Genomic DNA, 22,699 nt, shown 5'->3' on the forward strand with positions numbered 1-22,699 from the left:
GCGCACCCAAATGGGTTCCGTCACGCAGTGGCGTGCGGGTTGGGAGCCCCCCGCGTTTAGCGGAGGGCACTTCTTTGAAAAGCTATCAGGCGCTTTTGAACTTGTTGACGAACTCGGTCCGGGTTTCCGCATACCAAGGCGCTTCGGCCGGCCACGGGTTGAGGTTGGCCAGCGAGTCGCCCGGATAGGCTTCGGCGAAGTTCTTCTTGTAGGTGTCGCCCGAATATTGGTCGGCACCCAGAACGGGCGAGTTGTACCCGTGGCTGTCGATCGCAACACCGGCCGGTTTGGCCTGGTAGGCAAAGTCGATGAAGGCATAAATCTGGTCGATATTGGCAGCACCTGTTGGAATTGCCATACCATCAACCCAGGCCATCGCCCCTTCAACCGGAGCCTGATAATGCACGGGCTCACCTGCAGATTTAAGTGCCAGCGGCGGGCCATCCCATGTCTGGCCAACAATCACGCCTTCGTTCAACAGACCGTTTTTCTGTGTGTCGGCGTCGTTCCAGATCAGCTTGATGCGGTTCTTACGTTCGATGCACCAATCTGCGATCTGACCCCAAACCTTGCGCATGGTATCTTCGTCGCCATAAGCGGCCCAGACGGAACCGGGCTCCATCTCGCCTGCGCGCTCCATGTACAGGCCTGCGCCCAGCATCATCGAGTGCGCGCGGCCCATGGTCTTACCTGCGTTTGCTTCGGACCAGACGTCGCCATAGGACGGTGCGTCACCTTCAGGCAGCCACAGGTCAGTCCGATATGCGATGCCTTCAGTTCCCCAGATATGTGGCAACCAATGCACACCGGAATCGCCAAAGTTCCAGGCATCTGTACCAATCGCTGCCATCGCCGGGTTCACCAGATCAATCGGAACCTTGTTCATGTCGAAAGGCTGCAACAGCTCAAGCGGTTCCCACTGCAAAGACCGGTTATTGGTCGGCGACACGATGTCGAAACCCTGACCCTTGGTGGCCTTCATCTTGTTGATGATTTCTTCGTTCGACCCGATACCTGTATAGTTCACCTTAATTCCGGTCAGTGTCTCGAATTCCTGCAAGAATGCTGGCGGCAGGTAATCGGACCACATCAAGATGTTGATCTCACCCGAGGACGCCAGCGCGCTTTTGCTGTACAGCGGTGCAGCAAGTGCTGCCGCCCCTGCGCTCTTCAAGATAGTACGTCTGGAAAGGTTTTTCCGTTCGGCCATATTCGATTCTCCCATAGTTGGACTTTCAGTCCTATTGTTATGCAATCACAGGCTAGAGGGTTGCTGCAAAGCTGTCAGTCCAAAAGGGACAGTTTGCAGAATTCATAGGTCCAGTTTGCAATCATGTCCGCAAGCTCTGGTTTACTTCCACTTCCAGACTGAGACACCATAGGATGGGATTTCTGAAGTACCAACAATATATTGCCGATTTTCGTCATCCGGCAGAACCTGTGCGGCAGCCCCGAAGTTGAACCCAAAGCCGAGGTCACCCCGCTGTGTAACACGAAGGTCCGGGCCACATTCCCGTATCGGAAGGCCCGCCCATGTCAGCGCTTTAATCAGGATCGCCCGTAGCAACGGCCCGTTTGGGATCATCGCCAGATACATAGCCCGGTCCGATTGCACAATCGCCGGGCTGCCAGCCCTGTAAGCACTTACGAAATGCGCGATTACCTGATTTTCGGTCTCGATGACTTCCCGCCAGCCTTTAAAATCAAAGGTTCCGGTGCTCTCGAGGCTTACGGATTCACCCGCCAGATCCGGCAGGGATTCGACGCGTATGACTTTTATCCCTGCAAGATCGGCCAACTCTCCGGGAGCGAGATTTTCAGGGGTCCACATGTCCACAGTCTTGCTGCCCGCACGGGCACCGATCAGCAATTTGGCCTGGCTGTGGTGCAATCTCTTTGCCAGATCTGGCGAGATGATCATGTTTTGCGGCAATACGATCAATGAATACCCCGTCAGATCATCATCGGGACCAACGAAATCCAGATCGACCCCCAATGCACGCAGGCCAGCATACCAAACCCGGAAAATCCCGGCATTCGGGAATGCGTCGTCATGCGGCAGGATATCTGCAGCCCAGATGGATTCGTAATCCAACAGAATTGCCACAGCTGCCTTCTGCCGGGTGACTTCCGGCAGGGCAGCACGCTCTTTTGCAACCTGCGCCAGTTCAAGCGCGGCCTGATCCGGGCTGCCATCCGATCGCAGAAGCGCCGTGTGGAATTGTTCCTGCGCGAACTTCGCCTGACGCCATCGGAAGAACATCACTGCCTGTGCACCGTGGGCAAAAGCGGCCCACGTCCAAAGCCTGACCATCCCATCCGCTGGTGAGGGGTTCTTTTCGGCCCAGTCCACCGGGCCGGGCTGTTGTTCCAGAACCCACATTCGGCCCCTGCCCTGGCTGCGATACAAATCGCAGTGAAACCCCTGATAGTCCGGCGCGCCTGTTCGCAGGTATCGACGTTTGTCTTCATCAGACAGCGACGATCCCAACAGGTTGCCAAGCGGATAGCTGTCAAAACCGACTACATCCAGATCCGCCGCAACAGCGTGATGGTCGAACTCAAAGCTGCCTGCCATGAAATTATGGGTAATATCGCGGCCCGGCGCAAACTTGCGCAGAATATCCGCCTGAGCACGATTGAAATCCCGCACCCGATCCGAAGAATAGCGGGCAAAATCCAGAGCATGGGTCGGGTTCGGGCTGGCCACCAAACTTATAGGCAGTTCGATCTGATCAAAATCGGAATAGAGCGACCCCCAAAACACTGTCCCCCATGTTCGGTTAAGCGCCTCAATCGTGCCATAGCGGTCTTGCAACCATCTGCGAAAACCGGTGCGAGCGGCATTGGAATAGCTCAGAACCGTATCGTGATCGTTATATTCATTGTCGATCTGCCAGGCACGAACAAATGGATTTTCGCCATATCGACGGGCATATTCCGTGGTGATCCGACGGGCCTCGGTCAGGTAGATATCGCTGGAAAAACAATAATGTCGGCGCGACCCGAACCCACGCACCCGGCCATCCGGCCCAACTGGCAGGATCTCAGGGCAGTCATCCACTAGCCATTTCGGAGGTGCAGCCGTAGGCGTTGACATCATCACGCGCAAACCGGCATCGCCCAGAATGCCGATCACCTCGTCCAGCCAGCCCCATTGGAACCGGCCTCTTTCCGGCTCGATCAGGCCCCAGGTGAATTCAGCAATCCGAACCCAATCCAGACCCATATCGACCATGCGCTTTGCATCGTCGCGCCACAGCGATTTGTCCCATTGCTCGGGGTAATAGCAAACGCCCAGCTCAAGCCTGCTCATCGGTTTTCCCGTGCGCTGCGGCGTTCGATCCATTTGAGGAAACTAGCGCAACCAAGCGTCACCACGACATAGAGGATCGCCGCTGTGTTGAATGGCGCGAAGGGCAGAAAACTTGAGGCCTGAAACTCGCGCATGCGCTGAGTCATGTCGCGGACCGACAGGATGGACAGCAATGAGGTATCCTTGATCATCGCGATAAATTCATTGCCCAAAGGTGGTGTCACTATGCGCAATGCCTGGGGCAGGATAATAAGCCGGGCAGTCTGCCAGCGGGACAGCCCAAGCGAGCCGCCTGCTTCGATCTGACCTCGAGGGATGGCCTCAATCCCTGATCGGAAAATCTCGGCCATATAGGCCGAATACCCTATGGAAATGGCGATGATGCCGCGGGTCATGTTGGTCATGTCGATGCCGCCACCTGTCGCATCCTTGACCGCACCGGCAAGCGGCAAGCCGATATAGAGGATGATGACCAGCATTGGAATGCCGCGAATGGTATCGACAAAAAACTCGGCCCCTACAGCCAGCGGATGTAGCTTGTGCTGCGCGCCTCCGACCGTCAGTGTCAGAAGCAAAAACCCGAAAACCGCAAAAGTCAGCGCCGGGTTACGAAACTTGTCCGGTAGAAAACTGGATTGCCAGATCACCGGATAGCCCTGCGTATGAACGCCGGCCGGAACAAAAGCACCAGACACACTGTCGACGGTTGTGATCTGATCCAGCGCAGAGACGGCATCGGGGGCGCTGCGAATGCGATACTGTTGGCCTTCACCTCCGTCGAACTCTCCGAAGCGGATCAAATCCGCCTGGGCCTGCGGCGTACCCCGAACAATGGCAATTCTTGCTTCAGTACTGCCAACCAGAACAAAGCTCACCTTTGGTTGCATAAAAAAGAACGCCGACACGGCCAATAGTGTCAGGCTGATGGACCCATAGACAACGGTTGTCCGAGCTTTGGGCTTGAAGGACTGCAAACCGACCCAGACCAGACCCATAATGGCCGCAAAGATATAGGCAAAGATCGCTGCACGGAACGTTATCGCGACCCCGGTCGCAAATTGCCAATGCGCCAGAAACATCAGGTAAAACAATACCAGCCCGGTCAGCAGTTCGAATCCAATCTGAACATAGGCTTGCATGGATCGTGGGAAACGGGCCGTCAGAGGGATCACCGCGACCACCATCGCAAACCCTACCAGCAGGGCCTGTAGTCTCATTTGCACCTTTGCGACGATCTCGGGGAACAAGACCCAAGGTTGCGAAGATCGGTCAATGAACTCAGACGTATTTTCGCTGAGCGCATTAAAGAAGACGGATTCCGCAAAGGGCATCAGCACCTGAGGCTGGAAAAGTCCAAGGATCGCCAACCCGGCCGAGGCCGGGATTGCCAAAACCGCCGCAATCCTCAACCAGTTCGGCGCGATGGTTTGAAACCGGATGCGGCGCGCCGAGAGATAGGCCAATATGGCCACGGCCAGTATCAGAAGAAACCCAACAAAAATGGGCCCCGCATTTTCACCAATCCCCAAAATGGCAACCAATGACCTCAGATATTTCGAGGATGAGGCAAACAGGTAGATGATGAACGGGGCAGCGGCGAGCAAAACAAGATTACTCGGCCGGATCGAGCTTAGGCGGATCATGGCGTCCCTCGGGTTATGCGTGACCCGGCAGGTTTTCCCGCCGGGTCAGAAAGGGTTTCAACGGCTCAATCAGTGCCCCAGTATTTGGCAACCAATGCGTCCATCGTACCGTCAGCCTGAATGGCGGCCAGCCCTTCGTTTATGGCGTCAACGGTTGCGTCACCTTCCTGAAACACAATACCCAGCGGATCAGACTGAAGGCCTGTGATGCCTACAGCCAATTCCCCGGCAAATTCCTGTTCATATGCCGATGCCGAGGTTCCATCAATGATTACCCCCTGTACGTCAGCATTCTGCAACGCCAGGATCGCAGCAGAGAAATTGTCATACAGGCTGACATTCTCGCGTCCCACCAGTTCTTCGGCCAGCTGGGCATTGGTGGTGCCAGTCTGCGCGGCTAGCTTCTGACCACCTGCTTTGAAGTCATCCAACGTCATGTCAGCATTGTCGACCTGCAGCAGGATCGCCTGACTTACAATGATATAAGGCTCGGAAAAATCCATGTTTTCTTCGCGTTCAGGCGTGATCGAGACGCCCGAGATCACGAGGTCGAACTCCCCTTGCTGAAGCGCGGCAAAGATCCCATCCCAGGCTGTATTTACGAAATTCGGGACGCAGTTCACCTTTTCACAGATCGCATTCATGACATCGACATCAAATCCCACAATCTGACCCGTGGACTCATCGACCGTCTCCATGGGCGGATAGGTGGCATCTGTTCCGATCTTAAGTACGCGCCCTTCAAGATCCGCTGCAAACACAGCAGGCGCGGCAAGCGCGGTCAGGGCGGCGGCGGCAAATAGGTTTCTTAACATCTCCGGTTACTCCTTTGTTGGTTCAGGTGTTTAGCGCCGCTTCCGGCGCGACTGTGTCAGGTTGCCGCTCGATCAAAATGGCCCTGATCTTTTTTTGTGTTTCGGACGGGTCAACCCCGTCCAAAGCCTTGAGCATATACTCACCCAGCAATCGACTGGTTTCCTCAATAGGGACGTAATAGGTGCTGGGCGGAGGGACAAAATAACGGCTAAGTTGCAGATCATCGGTCGAGATCACGGTCAGTTCGCGACCGACCTCAACACCCGCCGCATGGGCAGCAGAAAGCACACCCAGGGTCATGGCTTCGTTCGCGCAGATGATCGCGGTTGGCCTGTCGGATAGCCGCATCAAGGCTTCAAAGGCATTATACCCCGTTCGTGCGGTCGTAGGCCCGCTGAAGATCAGGGCCGGGTCAACGGTCAGACCGGACGCTCTGAACGCCTGGGCATAGCCCGTTCGGCGTTGCGTCGCATAAACCAGGTCATCCGGAGGGTTCACCAGGGCAATCCGGCGATGCCCCAAGGCTAGCAATCGTTGCGTTGCATCGTGACCTGCTGCCTGACTGTCGATATCGACATAGGCATGTGATCTGCCGCTGTCGCTCATACCCATGGTGACAAAGGGGAAACCATTCTGTTGCAGATAGGCAATGCGCGGATCGGCGTGGCGCGTACCCGAGAATATCACCCCGTCCGCCAATCCGTTCTGAACGATTTCCTTCAGCGTCGCCATCGTTCCCTGCAGGCCCGCCACGCTGTGAACGCCAAGTTCATAACGCGACCCTTTCAAAGCCCGCGAAATACCCGCGACAATGCGTGTGAATTCGACACCTTCCCATTCTTCATCTGAATCAGGTGACACGCTGACCAGAACGCCGATGCGATAGGACTTTTTTGTCCGCAGCTTCAGCCCGTCCAGATTGACCCGGTATCCAAGCTGTTCGGCGGCGGACTGAATCTGCTGCCGCGTTTCTTTCTTGACGGTTTCCGCACCACGCAGCGCGTTCGAGACGGTTCCGACAGAAAACCCCGTCTGCTTTGCAATCGACTTGATCGTCGCGCGCGCCACTATGTCACCTCAACGCTGCGCATTCGCATCAACAGGTCATGTCCCGTCTGCAATGTTTGCGCGTGATCGGCAGTTTCATCATGTTCCACAAAAAGGTCAGCGCAGGGACTGTCAGCCAGAACACGCAGGACCAGAGGCCAGTCCACAACCCCCTGCCCCAGATTTCGCCAGCGCTCGTCGCCTTGTCCGGCCAATGGATCAACGTCTTTAGCATGGACGGAAACGATCCGGTCGGAATAACGGCTCAGCAGTGCAGCGGGGTCAGAAAGCGCCGAATACAGCCAACCGATATCCGGCTGCCATCCAATGGCCTCATGCGACAGGACCATATCCAATGGCGAGCCCTGCCCAAGATCGACAAGGTCAAAATCGTGGTTATGATAGGCAAGGCGCACACCGTCGGCAGACAGGGCATCAGCCCATTTCGCCAACCGGCCCGACACTGCCTTCCACCCCTCGGCGGTGCCGGGCCGAGCCTTGGGCGACAGCCAAGGCATGACCGCCACAGGGCATTCCAAAGCTTCAAGCATTCTAAGAATGTCATCAAGCCGTGTTTCAAATTCTTCCCAGTCAAAATGGGCCGATCGAACGGTGAAACCAGCCTGTCTAACCACATTGGTAACCTGCTTGGGGGTAAGATCGTGGAGCCCGACCGTTTCAATATCGGTGAACCCGCAGGCACGCACCAAGTCAAGCTGGGCCGCCAAATCCCCAACCTGCCGGACTGTGTATAACTGCGCTGAAACTCGCATTTTCACGGTTCTACCACAAAATGAAACGTTTCAATCAAGTTGAAACAGCATCAGGGGTCTTGTCAAGAACCGTGTTGGAAAGGGTTATTTCCGCATGGAAACCCCCTGATGGAACAAATGAACCTTGTCAGGATTCGCTGAGACCATCACAGTCTTGCCCCGCATATTCTTCTGAACGCCCGGAAGCTTGGCAATAAGGGCATCCGTCCCATTCTCTACCGCGAAGTATAACAGCGTCACCTCGCCCAAAGCCTCGGTAAAGTCTACGACCCCTTCAAGGATTGGGTCGCTGTCCACGGACACAAAATCTTCCGGGCGGACGCCGATATTCACCTGCTTGCCTTCGTCTCCAGCCTCGGTTGGTACCGCTGATATCGCCGTGCCGCCACCGTCCAGCTTGACGACTGTCTGTGCGCCGGTGGCGGTAATGACCCCCGACATCAGGTTCATTGCTGGTGAACCGATGAATTGCGCGACAAACTCATTGTCGGGCGTCTCATATAGTTCCAACGGCGTCCCAACCTGAGCGATCCCTTTGTTGGCCAGCACGACGATCCGACTGGCCAATGTCATCGCTTCGACCTGATCATGGGTGACATAGATCATCGTGCTGTCCGGCATCGCCTCTTTCAGGCGGGCGATTTCGATCCGGGTGGCGACACGCAGCGCCGCGTCCAGGTTCGAAAGCGGTTCGTCGAACAGGTAAACCTTGGGGTCACGAACAATGGCGCGCCCGATTGCGACACGCTGACGCTGACCACCGGATAGCGCTTTGGGCAACCGGTCCAGATAAGGTTCAAGCTGTAGGATGCGGGCCGCCCGATCGACCGCGGCGCCAACTTCAGCCGCCGGCATTTTGGCTATCTTCAGCGCAAAGGCCATGTTTTCGCGAACGGTCATATGCGGGTACAGCGCATAGCTTTGGAACACCATCGCGATACCTCGCTGTGCTGGCGGCACATCGTTCATCACCTGCCCTTCAATCTCGAGCGTTCCGCCCGAGATCTTTTCCAACCCGGCGACCATGCGCAGCAAGGTGGATTTGCCACAGCCCGAAGGCCCGACGAAAACGATCAACTCGCCCCGCTCAATCTCAAGATTGATGTTCTTCAGAACATCCACATTGCCATAGGTTTTGGCGACATCTGTGAGGTTTAGCTCTGACATGGTTTATTCCTTCTCCCTCAACAGCAGGCAGAATTGTGCAGCACCCAGAGACACTGTCCCCGTTCCCGCGACGCCACCCAGCTCTTCTCCGATCACGCGCCAGTTCCCGCCTGGCAAGATTACTTCGGAACGTTCGGTACCGAGGTTAAATGCGCAGAACACCTCTTCCGCTTGATCTTCACGTGTGAAGGTCAGAACGGTCCCGATCTGCGTCATGTTCTTTTGCGCCCCCAACATCAAAGCCGGATGGGCATGGCGGAATGCAATCGCACGACGATAATGGTGAAGCATGGACTTGGGCTCAGCCTCTGATCGGTCCACGGCACGCTCGGCCTGAGGGTCACTGACAGGCAACCAAGGCTTGCCGGTGCTAAAGCCCGATTGTTCATCCTGCGCAGCCCAAACCATCGGCGTCCGGCATCCGTCGCGGCCCTTGAACTCAGGCCAGAATTCGACGCCATACGGGTCTTGCAGATCGTCAAAGGCCACGTCCGCCTCGGGCAGGCCCAACTCTTCGCCTTGATACAAGCAGGCCGAGCCGCGCATGCACATCATCAAAACTGCATGCTGTCTGGCGGCTGCATCGTCCAGACGCCAGCGCGACGCGTGACGTTCCACGTCATGGTTCGAAAATGCCCAGCAAGGCCAGGCATCACCTGCTTTGTCCTCGAGCTGATCAAATACCTGCTGTGCATAGCTGGCAGTCAAAGCGCGCTTTTCAAGGAACTCAAACGCATAGCACATGTGCATGCGCTTATTACCGCTGGTGTATTCGCCCATTATCTCAAGCCCACGCTGTGCGTCGCCCACCTCGCCCAGACAGGCGCGACCTTCATATTGATCGGTCAGGGCCCGCAGGCGTTCCAGAAAGGCAATGTTCTCGGGCTGGCTTTTGGAGAACAGGTGGTCCTGATGGTTATACGGGTTTACCATCGGCGCGATTGAGGCATTGCGCTGATCGACGGGCAGGGCAGGATTATCTCGCAACTGTTTGTCGTGGAAATAGAAGTTGATTGTATCCAGACGAAACCCATCGACACCCAGATCAAGCCAGAACCTGGCAACATCCAGCAAGGCGTCTTGCACATCCGGACAGTGAAAGTTCAGATCCGGCTGCGAGGTGAGGAAGTTGTGCAAATAATACTGCAAACGTCGCGAGTCCCACTGCCAGGCCGAGCCCCCGAAAATCGACAACCAGTTGTTCGGGGGCGTACCGTCCGGTTTTGGATCGGCCCAGACATACCAATCGGATTTGGCGTTTTCACGGCTGGCGCGGCTTTCGCTGAACCAAGGGTGCTGGTCTGACGTGTGCGACAGAACCAGATCAATCATCACCTTCAACCCCTGGGCATGGGCGTGATCCAGCAGGTCCCGAAAATCCTCCATCGTGCCGAACATCGGATCAACATCGCGATAGTCGCTGACGTCATATCCGAAATCCTTCATCGGAGATTTGAAGAAGGGCGAAATCCAGATCGCATCAACGCCCAGAGAGGCAATGTACCCCAATCGCTGGGTGATGCCTTTCAGGTCTCCGATCCCGTCACCATTGCTGTCCTGAAAGCTGCGCGGATAGATCTGATAGATGACGCCACCACGCCACCAGTCAGCGGCCACCTTGGTTGCATTGGAAAGTTCTGCTGTGTTCTGCACGTTCATCAGACGCCTCTATTTGACCGACCCGGCCAGCAGACCACGGACCAGGTATTTTTGCATTGCGAAGAAAACAGCCAACGGCACAGCGATCGAGACGAACGCCGCCGTGGCAAGGATTTCCCAGTTTCCACCCCGCGTTCCAAGCAGCTCGACAATCCGGTTTGTCATCACTGTGGTCTGGCCGGACGCATCGATTAGGAACACTTTGGCAACCAACAGATCATTCCAAGTCCAGAGAAATTGGAAGATGGCAAAAGACGCCAATGCCGGAAAGCTGAGTGGCAGGATCAGTTTGGTAAAGATCTGGAACTCGGTCGCGCCGTCTACACGTGCGTTTTCGATCAGATCGCGCGGCAGCCCGGCCATGTAGTTGCGCAACAGGTAGATGGCCAATGGCATCCCGAACCCGGTATGGGCCATCCAGACGCCCAGATAGCCTTTCTCAATTCCGATGCTCAGGTGAAATTTCAGCAGTGGGATCAGTGCCAGTTGCAGCGGCACCACCAACAGGCCAACAACCGCGGCGATTAACAGTGCCCGACCTGGGAAATCCATCCAAGCCAGCGCATAAGCGGCAAAGGCGGCTACTAGGATCGGAATGATCGTCGCCGGTATCGTGACCGTCAGCGTGTTGAAAAACGCCCGCCCCATACTGTCAGTGCTGTCTTCAGCAAGCAGGACCTTGTGGTAATTGGCCAGGGTGAACTCGGGAGGCAGTTCCGCCGTCACAAAGACGCGCGTGCCGCGACTGCCGGTGAACTCTTCGGTGTTTTCCATCCGGTATTTGCCGTCGGCATCCACCGTGATCGTGCCACCCTTGCGCAGCTCTGCCGTGTCACCGGGTACAAAATCATCAATCGCCCGGGAACTGGTGCCCCATTTTGAGATCGCCGCCTGTGTGCCCGCCTCGAACAGGTTGCCTTCGATCACGTAAACGCCATTCTCCAGCACCTGAGTTTCAGGTGCTGCAGCGCGCAGGGTCAGGTTCTGCTCGGATGGGAACAACGACCGCCACCAGCCGCTTGTGGCAATCTGGTCGGCAGTACGAAAGGATGAGATCAACAGCCCCAGCGTCGGCACCACCCAGAGCACGACCAGTAAAAGAACCGAGGCATGGACAGCCCAGCGAAGGGCGGGTTTGGTTCCTGCTATTTCGCTCATGGCCTACTCCATCTCTTTGCGCGCATTGCGCACATTCCAGACAAGGATCGGTGCCACCAGCAGCATGATCACCATGGCCGAAGCCGAGCCCACGCCCCAGTCATTGGTGCGGAACAGCTTGTCATACATGTAATTGGCCAGAACCTGCGTTTCCCACTGGCCGTTTGTCATGGCAAACACGATGTCAAAGACCTTGAGCACGGTGATGGTGATCGTGGTCCAGACCACCAGGATGGTGGTCTTGATCTGCGGCACCTTGATACGGAAGAAAATCTGGAACGGATTGGCCCCATCCAGAATGGCAGCTTCGATGGTTTCCTCGGGAATGCCGCGCAGGGCGGCTGACAGGATGACCATGGCAAAACCAGTCTGAATCCAGACCAGCACAACCATAAGAAAAAAGCTGTTCCAGAAGGGGATGGTCAACCATGTCTGCGGCTCGACCCCTCCGAAAAAGATGTAAAGCGCGTTCAGCATCCCGATCTGGTCCTGCTCAACCGGACGGGTGTCATAGACCAGCTTCCAGATCACCGAGGCCCCCACGAACGAGATGGCCATCGGCATGAAAATCAGAGACTTGGCGATGTTGCCCCAGCGGATGCGGTCGGTCAGCTGAGCCACCAATAGGCCAAACGCTGTCGACATTGCAGGCACCACGATCAGCCATAACATGTTGTTGCGCATGGCTTCCCAAAACTTGGGCTCCTTGGCCATCTGGATATAGTTGTCCAGCCCGACCCATTTGTAGCCGCCGCCTGGGACACGATCAGTCAGTGACAGGCGTAGGGTTTCGACAACCGGATAGGCCAGATACAAGCCCAAAGCAGCCAGCGCTGGGAACAGAAACAACCAAGGCCGGATCATGTTCGCGCGGTTGATATTCCGGCCAGCATTCGGCCCCCGAGGCGGGAACAGAACTTTGTCCAGAAACTGATTGGATAGATAGAAGTAGCCCACGCAACCTGACACGCCGATGGCGATGGTCAGCAGGCCTTGAAATGCCGGGTGCATGCCGCTCTCCCTTGCGACGATAGGTTCGGGCAACCCGGCAGAGCGGGTTGCCCAATCTCAGACGCTTTAGTCCAGCGCGTCCCACGAGGATTGGATTTCGTCGGCGACGTCCTGGGCAGGTGTTCCGCCCGTATAGTCGACCATACCAGTCCAGAAGGTGCCTGCACCCACGCCGCCCGGCATCAGGTCAGAACCGTCAAACCGGAACGTCGTTGCACCAAGAAGAATGTCGTTCATCTTCTTCAGCGTTGGGTCTGAGAAGACCGAGGTATCGACGCCTTTGTGCGGCGTCAGGAACCCGGTCAGAGCCATCCAGGCTTCATGCGCCTCGGGTGTCTCCAGGTATTTCATCAGCGCATGCGCGCCCGGGCTGTCATTGGTGATTGCCCAAACTGTTCCGGCCCCAAGGACCGGGCTGCCGAGATCCTTACCTTCATAGGCCGGGAAATAGAAGAAATCGGCATCCTCGCCCACAACCGTGCCTTCAGGGAAGAAGGCCGGAATGAACGAAGCCTGACGGTGCATGTAGCATTGCGGAGGCGAGCTGAACATGCCCTTCGGGCTGTCACGAAAGTCAGTCGTTGCGACCGCGCCGGCTCCGCCGGCCACGTAATCATCGTTGCGCGCAAACGCTCCGAATTCTTCAATCGCGGCGACAACCTTAGGATCGTTAAATTTCAATTTGTTGGCGACCCAGGCGTCATAATCTTCGGGCGGCAACGTGCGCAGCATCATGTCTTCAACCCAGTCAGTCGCTGGCCAACCTGTCGCTCCGCCGGAACCCAGCCCGATGCACCATGGCGTTTCGCCATCTGCAACGATCTGATCGGACAGCGCCTTGAGCTCTTCCATCGTAGTCGGAATCTCATAACCGGCATCTTCGAAGTTTTCCGGCACGAACCAAACCAGCGACTTCACGTCGACCTTGTAGAAGAAGCCATATAGGTGATCCTGCCCGTCCGGACCTTGGTAGGTTCCCAGATCCACCCAGGACTGACCAGCCGCATAGTTGTCGCGAATCCAATCCGCGGTTCCTTCACTCAGGGGAGTCAGGAAACCCGCCTTGGCCATATCTGACGCCAGACCGGGCTGAGGGAACACTGCTACGTTGGGCGCCGATCCGGCTTCGGCATCAATTCTGATTTGCTGCTCAAAGCTGTCCGAGCCGACATAGCTGTACTCATGCCCGGTCGCCGCCGCGAACCCATCCAGAACCTTTTCGACATTCTCTTGGTCCGGCCCCAGCCACGGGCCGAATACGGTAACCTTGTCGGCCTGTGCGACGCCCCCGATCAGGGTAAATGCGGCGACGCCAGCATAAAGCGAGTGTTTCATGAATTTCTCCTCCCAACGATATCTCGCGCCTTTGGTCTCAAATATCCAAAGCGCTTTGGCTGGAGTGAGTTTATGCGCTAACAGCCTTCACCTGTCAACGATTGCTTTGCGAAGGCCCATAAATATAAATATCAAACAAGATGTTCGTGAAATCTGTTGACCACCAGCGAAAATGCCCGCAAAAACAGGAATACGCAGTAATTTGTAGGCGCTTTGAACAAATATGAACCTAAAGCAGCTCTCTGAAATCCTTGGTTTGTCTCAAACAACCGTCAGCCGCGCGCTGAACGGATACCCCGAGGTCAGCGAAGCCACGCGCACAAGGGTTCAGGCCGCCGCAACAAAACACGGGTACCGCCCGAACAGCAGAGCCAAGGGTCTTGCGACAGGTCGATCACACGTGATCGGGCACGTGATTCCCAGCTCATCCCAGCATGAAATGGTTAACCCAATCTTTGGCGATTTTGTCGCCGGGGCTGCTCGTAGATATGCTGAACACGGCTATGACATGATGTTCACTAGCGCCGACGACACATCTATTGAACGCGCCTATCGCGACCTGTTTCAGCGTGGTGCCGTGGACGGTGTCGTTCTGCAGGGCCCCAAGGTGAACGAGCAGCGGATTGAAGTCCTCAATCGCATGGGCGCGCCCTTCATTGTGCACGGACGATCCACTGGAATAGACGCACCCTATGACTGGGTTGATGTGAACAACAAAAGCTCGTTCAAGCGCGCCACCCAGTTTCTGATCGACCTGGGGCATCGACGGATCGCCCTTATCAACGGACTTGAAGATATGGATTTCGCCCAACGCCGCCGGGCCGGTTACCTGCAGGCCCTGAATCAAGCCGGTCTGTCACCGGACCCTGAATTGATGCGCAGCGCCGAGATGACAGAGGTATATGGCCACCACGAAGCGCGCGATATGGCTCAACTTAAGAACCCTCCGACCGCCATCCTGGTTTCGTCAATGATTTCGGCCATCGGAGTTCGGCGGGCATTGAACGAAGCAGGGCTGCAGATGGGCCGCGATGTTTCGGTGATCGCCCATGATGACGACCTGTCCTATCTGAAAAACGGGCAGGATGTACCGATCTTCACCGCCACGCGATCCTCGGTTCGGTTGGCCGGTGAAATAGCTGCCGAAATGCTGATCGAACGAATAAATGCGCCCGAAGACCCGGCCAAAACTAGATTGCTGGAGGCTGAGCTGGTAGTTGGCGGCTCGACCGGTCCCGCCCCCAACAGGTTCTGAATATGAAATACAACCGCACTGATTTCCCCAAAGATTTCCTCTTTGGCGTCGCAACCTCGGCCTATCAGATCGAAGGCCACGCACAGGGAGGGGCCGGGCAAACCCATTGGGATACCTTTGCCAGGACCCCCGGCAATGTTGTGCGAAATGAAAACGGGGATCTGGCCTGTGACCACCTGAACCGGTTCCCGCAGGATCTGGATCTGGTGCGCGATGGCGGCTTTGATTGCTACCGGTTTTCAACCAGCTGGGCGCGGGTTCTGCCCGAAGGCCGTGGTCAGGTGAATGAGGCCGGGCTGGATTACTATGATCGGCTGGCCGATGCGCTGCTGGAACGCGGTATCCGCCCCTGCGCCACGCTTTACCATTGGGAACTACCTTCGTTTCTGGCCGATCTGGGCGGCTGGCGCAATCGAGATATCGCCGGGTGGTTCGCCGATTTCACCGAGGTCATCATGGGCCGCATCGGCGATCGGATGTACAGCGTCGCCCCCATAAATGAGCCGTGGTGCGTCAGCTGGCTGAGCCATTTCGAAGGCCATCACGCCCCGGGTCTTCGCGACATCCGTGCAACCGCCCGCGCGATGCACCACGTCCTTCTGGCCCATGGCAGCGCCATCGACGCGATGCGGGGCCTTGGCATGTCCAACCTGGGCGCGGTTTTCAACCTGGAATGGGCCGAACCCGCAGATGACAGCCCCGAAGCGCGCCGCGCGGCTGATCTGTATGACGGCATCTACAACCGGTTCTTTCTGGGCGGCGTTTTCAACAAGGCCTATCCAGACAACGTTCTGGAGGGGTTAGAGCCCTACCTGCCCGCTGGCTGGCAGGATGATTTCGACATCATCGGTACGCCGGTCGATTGGTGTGGTCTGAACTACTATACCCGCAAGTTGATTGCGCCTTCGGAGACCACCTGGCCCAGTCTGCAGGAAATCGCCGGACCGCTGCCCAAAACTCAGATGGGGTGGGAGATCGAACCCGCCGCCCTGACCCGGTTTCTGACCCGCACCAAGCAGGATTACACCGGGGACCTGCCGATTCTGGTGACGGAAAATGGCATGGCCAGCCCCGAACGGCAGCAGGATAGCGACCGGATCGACTATCTGAACCAACATCTTTCGGCGGTACAGGACGCCTTGGCACAGGGCGTGCCGATCAAGGGCTACTTCATCTGGTCCCTGCTGGACAATTACGAATGGGCGCTGGGATATGAGAAGAGGTTTGGCCTTGTGGATGTGGACTTTCAGACGATGGAGCGCACACCCAAGGCGTCCTATACCGCAGTACAAAACGCCCTGACGGGAAGCACAGTGTCCTTACCGCTGGCGCAACCGGCTGGGGCCATGCACGACCATTGGAACCTCGTGGCCGATATCGGCGGCACCAATACGCGGCTTGGCGTTATCACCAATGGTGAACTGACGGACCTGCGCAAATACCCCACCGGCAAACTGCCCGAATTGCTTGAGGCCTTTCATAGCCTGCGCGACGAGATCGGAACCGACCCACGGGCCGTGGTTGCCGCCGGGGCAGGACCTGTCCGCAACGGTACAATCAGGCTGACCAACGCCCAACTTGATCTGTCAGAGGATGATATCGCCCGGGCAACGGGCGCCCGACATACCTTTGTGATCAACGACTTCACTGCCGCTGCGTGGTCTGTTGCCGAAATTTCCCATGACAATGTTGAAGTCTTGCAAGGGGCCAAGCATCCGCCGACCGGCACTCGTCTGGTCGTCGGGCCTGGAACCGGGCTAGGTGTCGGATCGCTGCTATATTCGAATGGCCGCTATCACACGGTGTCCGGCGAAGGCGGCCATATCGGCCTCTCGCCCCGAAGTCAGGACGAGGTCGAAATATTCAACGCCGCGCGGCAGGTGGCCCCCGAGTGTTTTTTTGACGACACCCTGACACTTGAGGCGGAAATGTTCCTCAGCGGTACGGGTTTGCCGATCCTTTATCAGGCCATCGAACTGGCAGGGGGTCGGGCAAAGGCCGAGCCCCGAACCGCGCGCGATATCCTTCAGGATGCACGCGACGGAACCGATGCCCATGCCGTCAAGGCCGCGCATATGTTCACCACACATCTAGGCGCGGTCATGGGCGATCTGGCGGTCGTCATGATGCCTGCCGGTGGCGTGTTCCTTGTGGGTGGCGTGGCCGAAAAGAACCGCTGGCTGTTCAAGGACGCCTTCCGAGACGCCTTTAATGCCGGAGGCCGGTTCAGCGAGTTGCGCCGATCCATGAACCTGTATGTCTCGGAACAGGATGAATTTGGCATTGTTGGCGCTAACAATTTCTGTAAAAATGCGCTAAGGCGGTAGTCTGACCGCACGTTTCAGAAACAGAAAGGTCCCGGCATGATCCTATGCTGTGGTGAAGCCCTGATCGATATGATCGAGACGCCCACGATCTCGGGCGAACTGGGGTTTGTGCCCCATTCTGGCGGTGCGATTTTCAACACGGCTATTGCCCTGGGTCGATTGGATACGCCGGTGGGTCTGCTGACCGGGCTTTCCTCTGACATGTTCGGGCAACAGCTTATGGCCGCCCTCAAGGCCAGCCATGTTGACTCCGACCGGGTAATCCATTCGGACCGCCCGACTACATTGGCATTTGTACAGCTCAAGGATGGGCAGGCAGCCTACAGTTTCGTCGATGAAAACTCGGCCGGACGGATGTTGACGCCAGAGGATATGCCAACCCATCTGCCCTCGGTCTCGGCGCTGTATCTGGGCGGGATCAGTCTGGCATGCGAGCCTTGCGCAGATGCCTATGCGGCGGTGCTTGACCGCTTTGGATCAGAGCGCGCCGTCATGTTGGACCCAAACATTCGCCCGGATTTCATCCGGGATCAGACCCGGTATCGCACCCGGCTGAACCGCATGATTGCGCAAGCGGATATCGTCAAGGTCTCGGACGAAGATCTGAACTGGATCATTCCGGGCCCAGAAAGCCTTGCTGAAAAAGTTCCGCTGTTGCTGCAGGCAGGACCTTCGGTGGTGATCGTCACCCGGGGCAGCGAAGGCGCGATCGGGTATCTTGCAGACGGGTCCGACGTTTCTGTTCCCGTAAAAAAGGTCGAGGTTGTCGACACCGTTGGCGCCGGTGACACTTTCAACGCAGGCGTCTTGTCCGCCCTAGATCAATCAGGCCACTTAACAAAATCCGAATTGCGCACATTGCCAGCAAACGCCCTGCGCGTAGCCCTTTCGAAAGGGGCGGAAGTCGCCGCTGTAACTGTCGCGCGCGCCGGGGCAAACCCGCCCTGGGCCCATGAACTCTGACCCAACGAAGAAGCCGATGAAACGTTCCGAAATCAACGAAATCAAATCCGAGGCCGAGGCCTTTATCCGTTCCTTTGGCGCGGTGCTGCCGCCCTTTGCGGATTGGTCGCCCGAGAAAATGCGCAGCGAACAGGCCGCCGGTATCCGTGAACGCGGGCTTGGGTGGGACATAACCGACTATGGCCAGGGTCGGTTTGACGAACTTGGCCTGTTCCTGTTCACCCTACGCAATGGCGATGTCAGCGATCTGAACAAGGGGCAAGGCATGCTCTATGCCGAGAAACTGCTGGTGTCGCGGGACAAGCAGCTTTCGCCGATGCACCGGCACATCGTCAAAGCCGAGGATATCATCAACCGGGGCGGTGGCGATCTGGTGATGGAAATCTACGCCTCAGACCCTCAGGGCGGCATTGACCGCGATACCCCTGTGACCGTGCCTAGCGACAACTGCCCTGTGACGCTTCAACCTGGCGAACTGCTGCGGCTAAAGCCCGGTCAAAGCGTGACCTTGATGCCGGGTATCTGGCACGCGTTCTGGGCGGAAAAAGGTGATTGTTTGATTGGCGAAGTGTCTACCGTCAATGACGACCGAACCGACAACGTCTTCGAACAGCCAATCCCTCGCTTTGCGACAATCGAGGAAGACGCCATCCCGGATTTCCTGCTGGTTGCGGATTATTGACATTGGCGCATAGGCGCGCTGGCACCGGCTTTGAACCCGATAAGCCCCTTTTACTAAATCGGAAAATCAGTCTACCATGGGCGATACTGGCACGCAGATAGTGGTCTGCCGGGAAGGAGCCTGAGCAATGGTGACAAAAGCCGAGCTTGAAGCAGAGATCGCAGAGTTGCGACGGCAGCTTGCCGAGCAGCCACCGGCAAAAAACGCTTCGCCAGATAAAGGGGCTGACGCCCCGCCGCGCGAAACCATCGCCGACCGGCTTACAGATAACCTCGAATCCTGGTCCACACAGCTTGACGATATACTTGAGGAATTCGAAGATCTGCCGCACAGAAAATCAATTCTGTTTGCCGCTGGTATTTTTGCCCTAGGCTACATGCTTGGCCGGTCACGCTAGGAGACGCCCATGAGCCGCATATCCCGCAATGTCTCAGTCATTTTGCGCGCTGAACGCTTGATCGCACGTGCACAGCTTGCGATCTCCGTGAAACGGGCCGGGTTTTACATAGCCGCCGGAGTGGCGGTGGGCCTGGCGATCATCATGCTGAATCTCGCCGGATTTTTTTGGCTTTCCGCGATCCTGTCGAAACCCGTTGCTGCGATACTTGTGGCGGGGACCAATCTGGTACTTGCTTTGATTCTGGTTCTGCTCGCCAATTCGATAAACCAACACGGCGATGCCTCGGCCGCAGTCGAACTTCGGGATATGGCGCTGCAAGACATTGAATCTGAAATCAGGGATTCCCTGGCCGAGGTCCAAAACACCGTAGCCGGAATTCGCCGCGACCCGGTTGGCGTACTGGCGCCCGAAGCCATCACGACCTTGCTGAGCATGCTGCTGAAATACGCCCGGCGCCGGAAAGAAACGCCGAACGAATAAGACCTATTCCAGAAAATTCACCGCAGCCCGCGCGATCACCATCTCCTCATTTGTGGGGATCGTCAGAATCCGGACACGGCTGAAATCCGTGGACAGGACTGTTCCACCATCGGCATTCCTGGCGTGATCCATTTCAATCCCGATCCATCGCATTCCATCACACACCATCTGCCGGATCTGGGCAGCGTTCTCACCAACGCCACCGGTGAAGACAAGCGCATCAATCCCTTCAAGTGCAGCGGACAGGGCGCCAAGCTCTCGCCGAATACGGAAGACGTAATAGTCGATTGCCTTTCGGGCTTCGGGCGTATCAGCGGCCAGCAACGTGCGCATATCCGATGATATCCCCGACAGGCCCAGCAGGCCGGATTTTCTGTACAACATTTCGGCAATCTCTTCTGCGGTCATTCCGTCCTGCTGCAGCATATACAGCACGACACCTGGATCCAGCTGACCGCAGCGCGTGCCCATCGGCAACCCGTCAAGCGCCGAGAACCCCATGGTCGAAGCCACAGCGCGCCCACCTGAAACCGCGCACATGGATGCCCCGTTTCCAAGATGGGCGATAACCACACGGCCATCATACAGACCCGGTGCCGTTTTTTTCAGCTTGTTCGAAATGTAGTCATAGCTCAGCCCATGGAACCCATAGCGGCGAACGCCTTTGTCATAGTAGCTTTTCGGCAAGGCAAAGGTGTCGTTTACCCACGGATGGGTGCGATGAAACGCCGTGTCAAAACAGGCAACCTGAGTTGTTCCGGGGAAGGCAGCGCTGGCTGCGCGAATACCCGCAAGACTGTAGGGCTGATGCAAAGGAGCAAAGGGAATAAACCCTTCTAAAGTGTTGATGACGGTGTCATCCACGCGCACAGGCTCGGAATAGACCGTGCCCCCATGCACTACGCGATGACCTATCGCGCACACATGAATGTCAGGAAGATATTCCCGCGCCATTTCAAGAAATGCATGGATTGCTTCATCATGGCTTTTGGTGCTCGACAGGGGACGATCTACTGATCTGCCGCCTGCCGACTGGGCCAATAGGCGTGGTGCATCACCTAAACGTTCTATTTGTCCGCGCCACCGCATGCTGGGACGGTTGTCATCAACCAGTTCGTACAGCGCGAATTTCAGTGATGAGGACCCGGCGTTCAGTGCCAGAACATGGTCAGCCATGGAGTTTGCCTTTACTTGCATATGCATGAAGCGCCGCCACCGCGCAGGACGCCAAACGCGAGTCGTCATCATCCGAACGCGAGGTCAGGATAATCGGTGCAGCAGCCCCGACCACGATCCCTGCCGCCTCGGCATGAGAGATGAATGTCAGCTGTTTCGCCACCATATTGCCTGCTTCTATGTTTGGGGCGACAAGAATGTCCGCAGCACCAGCCACCTCGGACGTAATCCCTTTGGTGCGTGCCGCATTCAGATCGACCGCGTTGTCCATAGCCAAGGGGCCGTCAACCAACCCTCCTGTGATCTGACCCCGTTCGGCCATCTTCGACAGCAAGGCGGCATCAACTGACGACGCCATGCGCGGGTTGATCGTCTCAATGGCTGAAAGCACGCCTACCTTTGGGGTCTCAATCCCGATGGAATGTGCCAGATGGATCGCATTCTGAACAATATCAGCCTTGGTTTCGAGGTCAGGGGCAATATTCACGGCCGCGTCAGTGACCATGATCGGACGCGACATCCCTGGAACATCCATAACGAATATATGTGACAGCCTTCGCCCGGTTCTCAACCCGTTTTCGCGGCGCAGAACCGCGCGCAACAGGTCATCGGTGTGCAAATGCCCCTTCATCAGTGTTTGCGCCCTGCCCTCAACCACCAGGTCAACCGCGCGATGGGCGGCGGCTTGGTGGCCATAGGCCTCGATAATTTCAAATCCGGACAGATCGGCACCCAGTGCCTCGGCTGCGGCAGCGATTTTGCCGGGATCACCCACAAGGATCGGCGTGATAATGCTGTTGCTATACCCCAGCAAAGCACCCCCCAATGAGTTTGGCTCTTCAGGTGCAACAACAGCAGTTGGCATCGGGTCAAGGGGTCTGGCTTTCGCCAGTAACGCTTCGAAATGGCGGTGGCGTTGAACGATAAGTCCCGGCACCTCGATCGAATCGAATTCCATATGCTTTGCGGGCGGCGTGACTCGGACATCTCCGCTCAGGACCAGGGTGCTGTCGCCAACACGCCGAACCTCGGCGGTGCAGATAACATCACCATCGTCGGATTTTTCTGTAACCCGAACAACTGCGGTCAACTCATCTCCGGCCAGAACGATCGCGTGAAACCGTAGATTGGCCGCTCGGGTCTGGGTTCCCGCACCCGGCAAAATATTCCCCAAGACGGCAGCCACCAGACCGGCGGGCCAAAGCGCAGGGGCCACCGCCTCGGGGTGGCCGTCGCCGTCACCATCATAGGCCGCCAGATGCAGAGGATTGTGATCCCCCGATGCCGAGGCGAAGGCGTAAAGATCGTCAACCGTGCACAATCGTGTCAGCTGGGCTTCGTCTCCGACCTCGAGCTGTGAAAAGGTTCGGTTTTCCTGGATCTTCATTTGGTCAGGCCTTTTTTCAGACGGTGCATCGGCATGCCTCGGAATTGGCGGCGGGTCGCGGAGCGGGGCATTCTCGGTCACTATTCGACCTGTGCCAAATCCTC

The 22,699-nt window shown here is 56.9% G+C and carries 19 protein-coding genes and 1 pseudogene; 7 read left to right on the forward strand and 13 right to left on the reverse strand.

What is annotated here, in order from left to right:
• Positions 1–85: 85 nt before the first annotated feature.
• The 11 genes from AC2FGB_RS08125 to AC2FGB_RS08175 form a co-directional block, all read right to left on the reverse strand.
• Entirely contained in the window at positions 86–1,210 is a 1,125-nt protein-coding gene (locus AC2FGB_RS08125) for an extracellular solute-binding protein (protein WP_496691368.1), read from the reverse strand.
• 141 nt (positions 1,211–1,351) lie between these two features.
• A complete protein-coding gene (locus tag AC2FGB_RS08130) occupies positions 1,352–3,316 on the reverse strand; it encodes a beta-galactosidase (RefSeq protein ID WP_496693722.1) in 1,965 nt (654 codons plus the stop codon).
• A complete protein-coding gene (locus tag AC2FGB_RS08135) occupies positions 3,313–4,959 on the reverse strand; it encodes an amino acid ABC transporter permease (RefSeq protein ID WP_496693721.1) in 1,647 nt (548 codons plus the stop codon). The genes AC2FGB_RS08130 and AC2FGB_RS08135 overlap by 4 nt, the downstream gene beginning before the upstream one ends.
• 65 nt (positions 4,960–5,024) lie before the next feature.
• Positions 5,025–5,774 (reverse strand): basic amino acid ABC transporter substrate-binding protein, encoded by a 750-nt coding sequence (locus AC2FGB_RS08140; protein ID WP_142636138.1) that lies wholly within the window; start codon positions 5,772–5,774, stop codon positions 5,025–5,027.
• Between the two features lie 22 nt (positions 5,775–5,796).
• Positions 5,797–6,843, reverse strand: a complete 1,047-nt coding sequence (locus AC2FGB_RS08145; RefSeq protein WP_271948740.1) for a LacI family DNA-binding transcriptional regulator — start codon at positions 6,841–6,843, stop codon at positions 5,797–5,799.
• The gene (locus AC2FGB_RS08150; RefSeq protein ID WP_496693720.1) at positions 6,843–7,595 is read right to left on the reverse strand and encodes a sugar phosphate isomerase/epimerase family protein; all 753 of its coding nucleotides are present in this window, start codon (positions 7,593–7,595) and stop codon (positions 6,843–6,845) included. Before AC2FGB_RS08150 ends, AC2FGB_RS08145 begins: the two co-directional genes overlap by 1 nt.
• 84 nt (positions 7,596–7,679) lie before the next feature.
• Positions 7,680–8,762, reverse strand: a complete 1,083-nt coding sequence (locus tag AC2FGB_RS08155; RefSeq protein WP_496693719.1) for an ABC transporter ATP-binding protein — start codon at positions 8,760–8,762, stop codon at positions 7,680–7,682.
• A gap of 3 nt (positions 8,763–8,765) precedes the next feature.
• Complete coding sequence (locus AC2FGB_RS08160) at positions 8,766–10,421, reverse strand: alpha-amylase family glycosyl hydrolase (protein WP_281995050.1); 1,656 nt, start codon at positions 10,419–10,421, stop codon at positions 8,766–8,768.
• 9 nt (positions 10,422–10,430) lie between these two features.
• Entirely contained in the window at positions 10,431–11,579 is a 1,149-nt protein-coding gene (locus tag AC2FGB_RS08165) for a carbohydrate ABC transporter permease (RefSeq protein ID WP_496689429.1), read from the reverse strand.
• 3 nt (positions 11,580–11,582) lie between these two features.
• Positions 11,583–12,590, reverse strand: a complete 1,008-nt coding sequence (locus tag AC2FGB_RS08170; RefSeq protein WP_142636127.1) for a carbohydrate ABC transporter permease — start codon at positions 12,588–12,590, stop codon at positions 11,583–11,585.
• A gap of 66 nt (positions 12,591–12,656) precedes the next feature.
• Positions 12,657–13,925 carry an ABC transporter substrate-binding protein gene (locus AC2FGB_RS08175; RefSeq protein ID WP_142636126.1) on the reverse strand — a complete coding sequence of 423 codons (1,269 nt, stop codon included), beginning with the start codon at positions 13,923–13,925 and terminating at the stop codon, positions 12,657–12,659.
• A gap of 223 nt (positions 13,926–14,148) precedes the next feature.
• Between AC2FGB_RS08175 and AC2FGB_RS08180 the strand changes: the two genes are divergently transcribed.
• The 7 genes and pseudogenes from AC2FGB_RS08180 (at position 14,149) to AC2FGB_RS08210 (ending at position 20,032) form a co-directional block, all read left to right on the forward strand.
• Positions 14,149–15,180: a LacI family DNA-binding transcriptional regulator gene (locus tag AC2FGB_RS08180; RefSeq protein ID WP_271948730.1), complete on the forward strand. Its 1,032-nt coding sequence runs from the start codon at positions 14,149–14,151 to the stop codon at positions 15,178–15,180.
• A gap of 2 nt (positions 15,181–15,182) precedes the next feature.
• Positions 15,183–16,487, forward strand: a pseudogene (locus AC2FGB_RS08185) (GH1 family beta-glucosidase); the annotation flags it as partial.
• Between the two features lie 39 nt (positions 16,488–16,526).
• On the forward strand, positions 16,527–17,507 hold the full coding sequence (locus AC2FGB_RS08190; RefSeq protein WP_496689483.1) for a glucokinase: 981 nt from the start codon (positions 16,527–16,529) through the stop codon (positions 17,505–17,507).
• Between the two features lie 36 nt (positions 17,508–17,543).
• Positions 17,544–18,470: a carbohydrate kinase family protein gene (locus AC2FGB_RS08195; RefSeq protein ID WP_142636120.1), complete on the forward strand. Its 927-nt coding sequence runs from the start codon at positions 17,544–17,546 to the stop codon at positions 18,468–18,470.
• A gap of 16 nt (positions 18,471–18,486) precedes the next feature.
• Positions 18,487–19,152 (forward strand): D-lyxose/D-mannose family sugar isomerase, encoded by a 666-nt coding sequence (locus AC2FGB_RS08200; RefSeq protein ID WP_271948728.1) that lies wholly within the window; start codon positions 18,487–18,489, stop codon positions 19,150–19,152.
• 127 nt (positions 19,153–19,279) lie between these two features.
• Positions 19,280–19,549: a hypothetical protein gene (locus tag AC2FGB_RS08205; protein WP_496677238.1), complete on the forward strand. Its 270-nt coding sequence runs from the start codon at positions 19,280–19,282 to the stop codon at positions 19,547–19,549.
• A 9-nt stretch (positions 19,550–19,558) separates the two neighbouring features.
• The gene (locus AC2FGB_RS08210; RefSeq protein ID WP_281972981.1) at positions 19,559–20,032 is read left to right on the forward strand and encodes a hypothetical protein; all 474 of its coding nucleotides are present in this window, start codon (positions 19,559–19,561) and stop codon (positions 20,030–20,032) included.
• A 3-nt stretch (positions 20,033–20,035) separates the two neighbouring features.
• On the opposite strand, the gene AC2FGB_RS08215 is transcribed toward AC2FGB_RS08210, so the two are convergent.
• Positions 20,036–21,208 carry an acetate/propionate family kinase gene (locus AC2FGB_RS08215; protein WP_496677242.1) on the reverse strand — a complete coding sequence of 391 codons (1,173 nt, stop codon included), beginning with the start codon at positions 21,206–21,208 and terminating at the stop codon, positions 20,036–20,038.
• Positions 21,201–22,595, reverse strand: a complete 1,395-nt coding sequence (locus AC2FGB_RS08220; RefSeq protein ID WP_281972984.1) for a bifunctional enoyl-CoA hydratase/phosphate acetyltransferase — start codon at positions 22,593–22,595, stop codon at positions 21,201–21,203. Before AC2FGB_RS08220 ends, AC2FGB_RS08215 begins: the two co-directional genes overlap by 8 nt.
• Between the last annotated feature and the right edge of the window lie 104 nt (positions 22,596–22,699).

The organism is Ruegeria sp. CDSC021 (genome assembly GCF_059610845.1).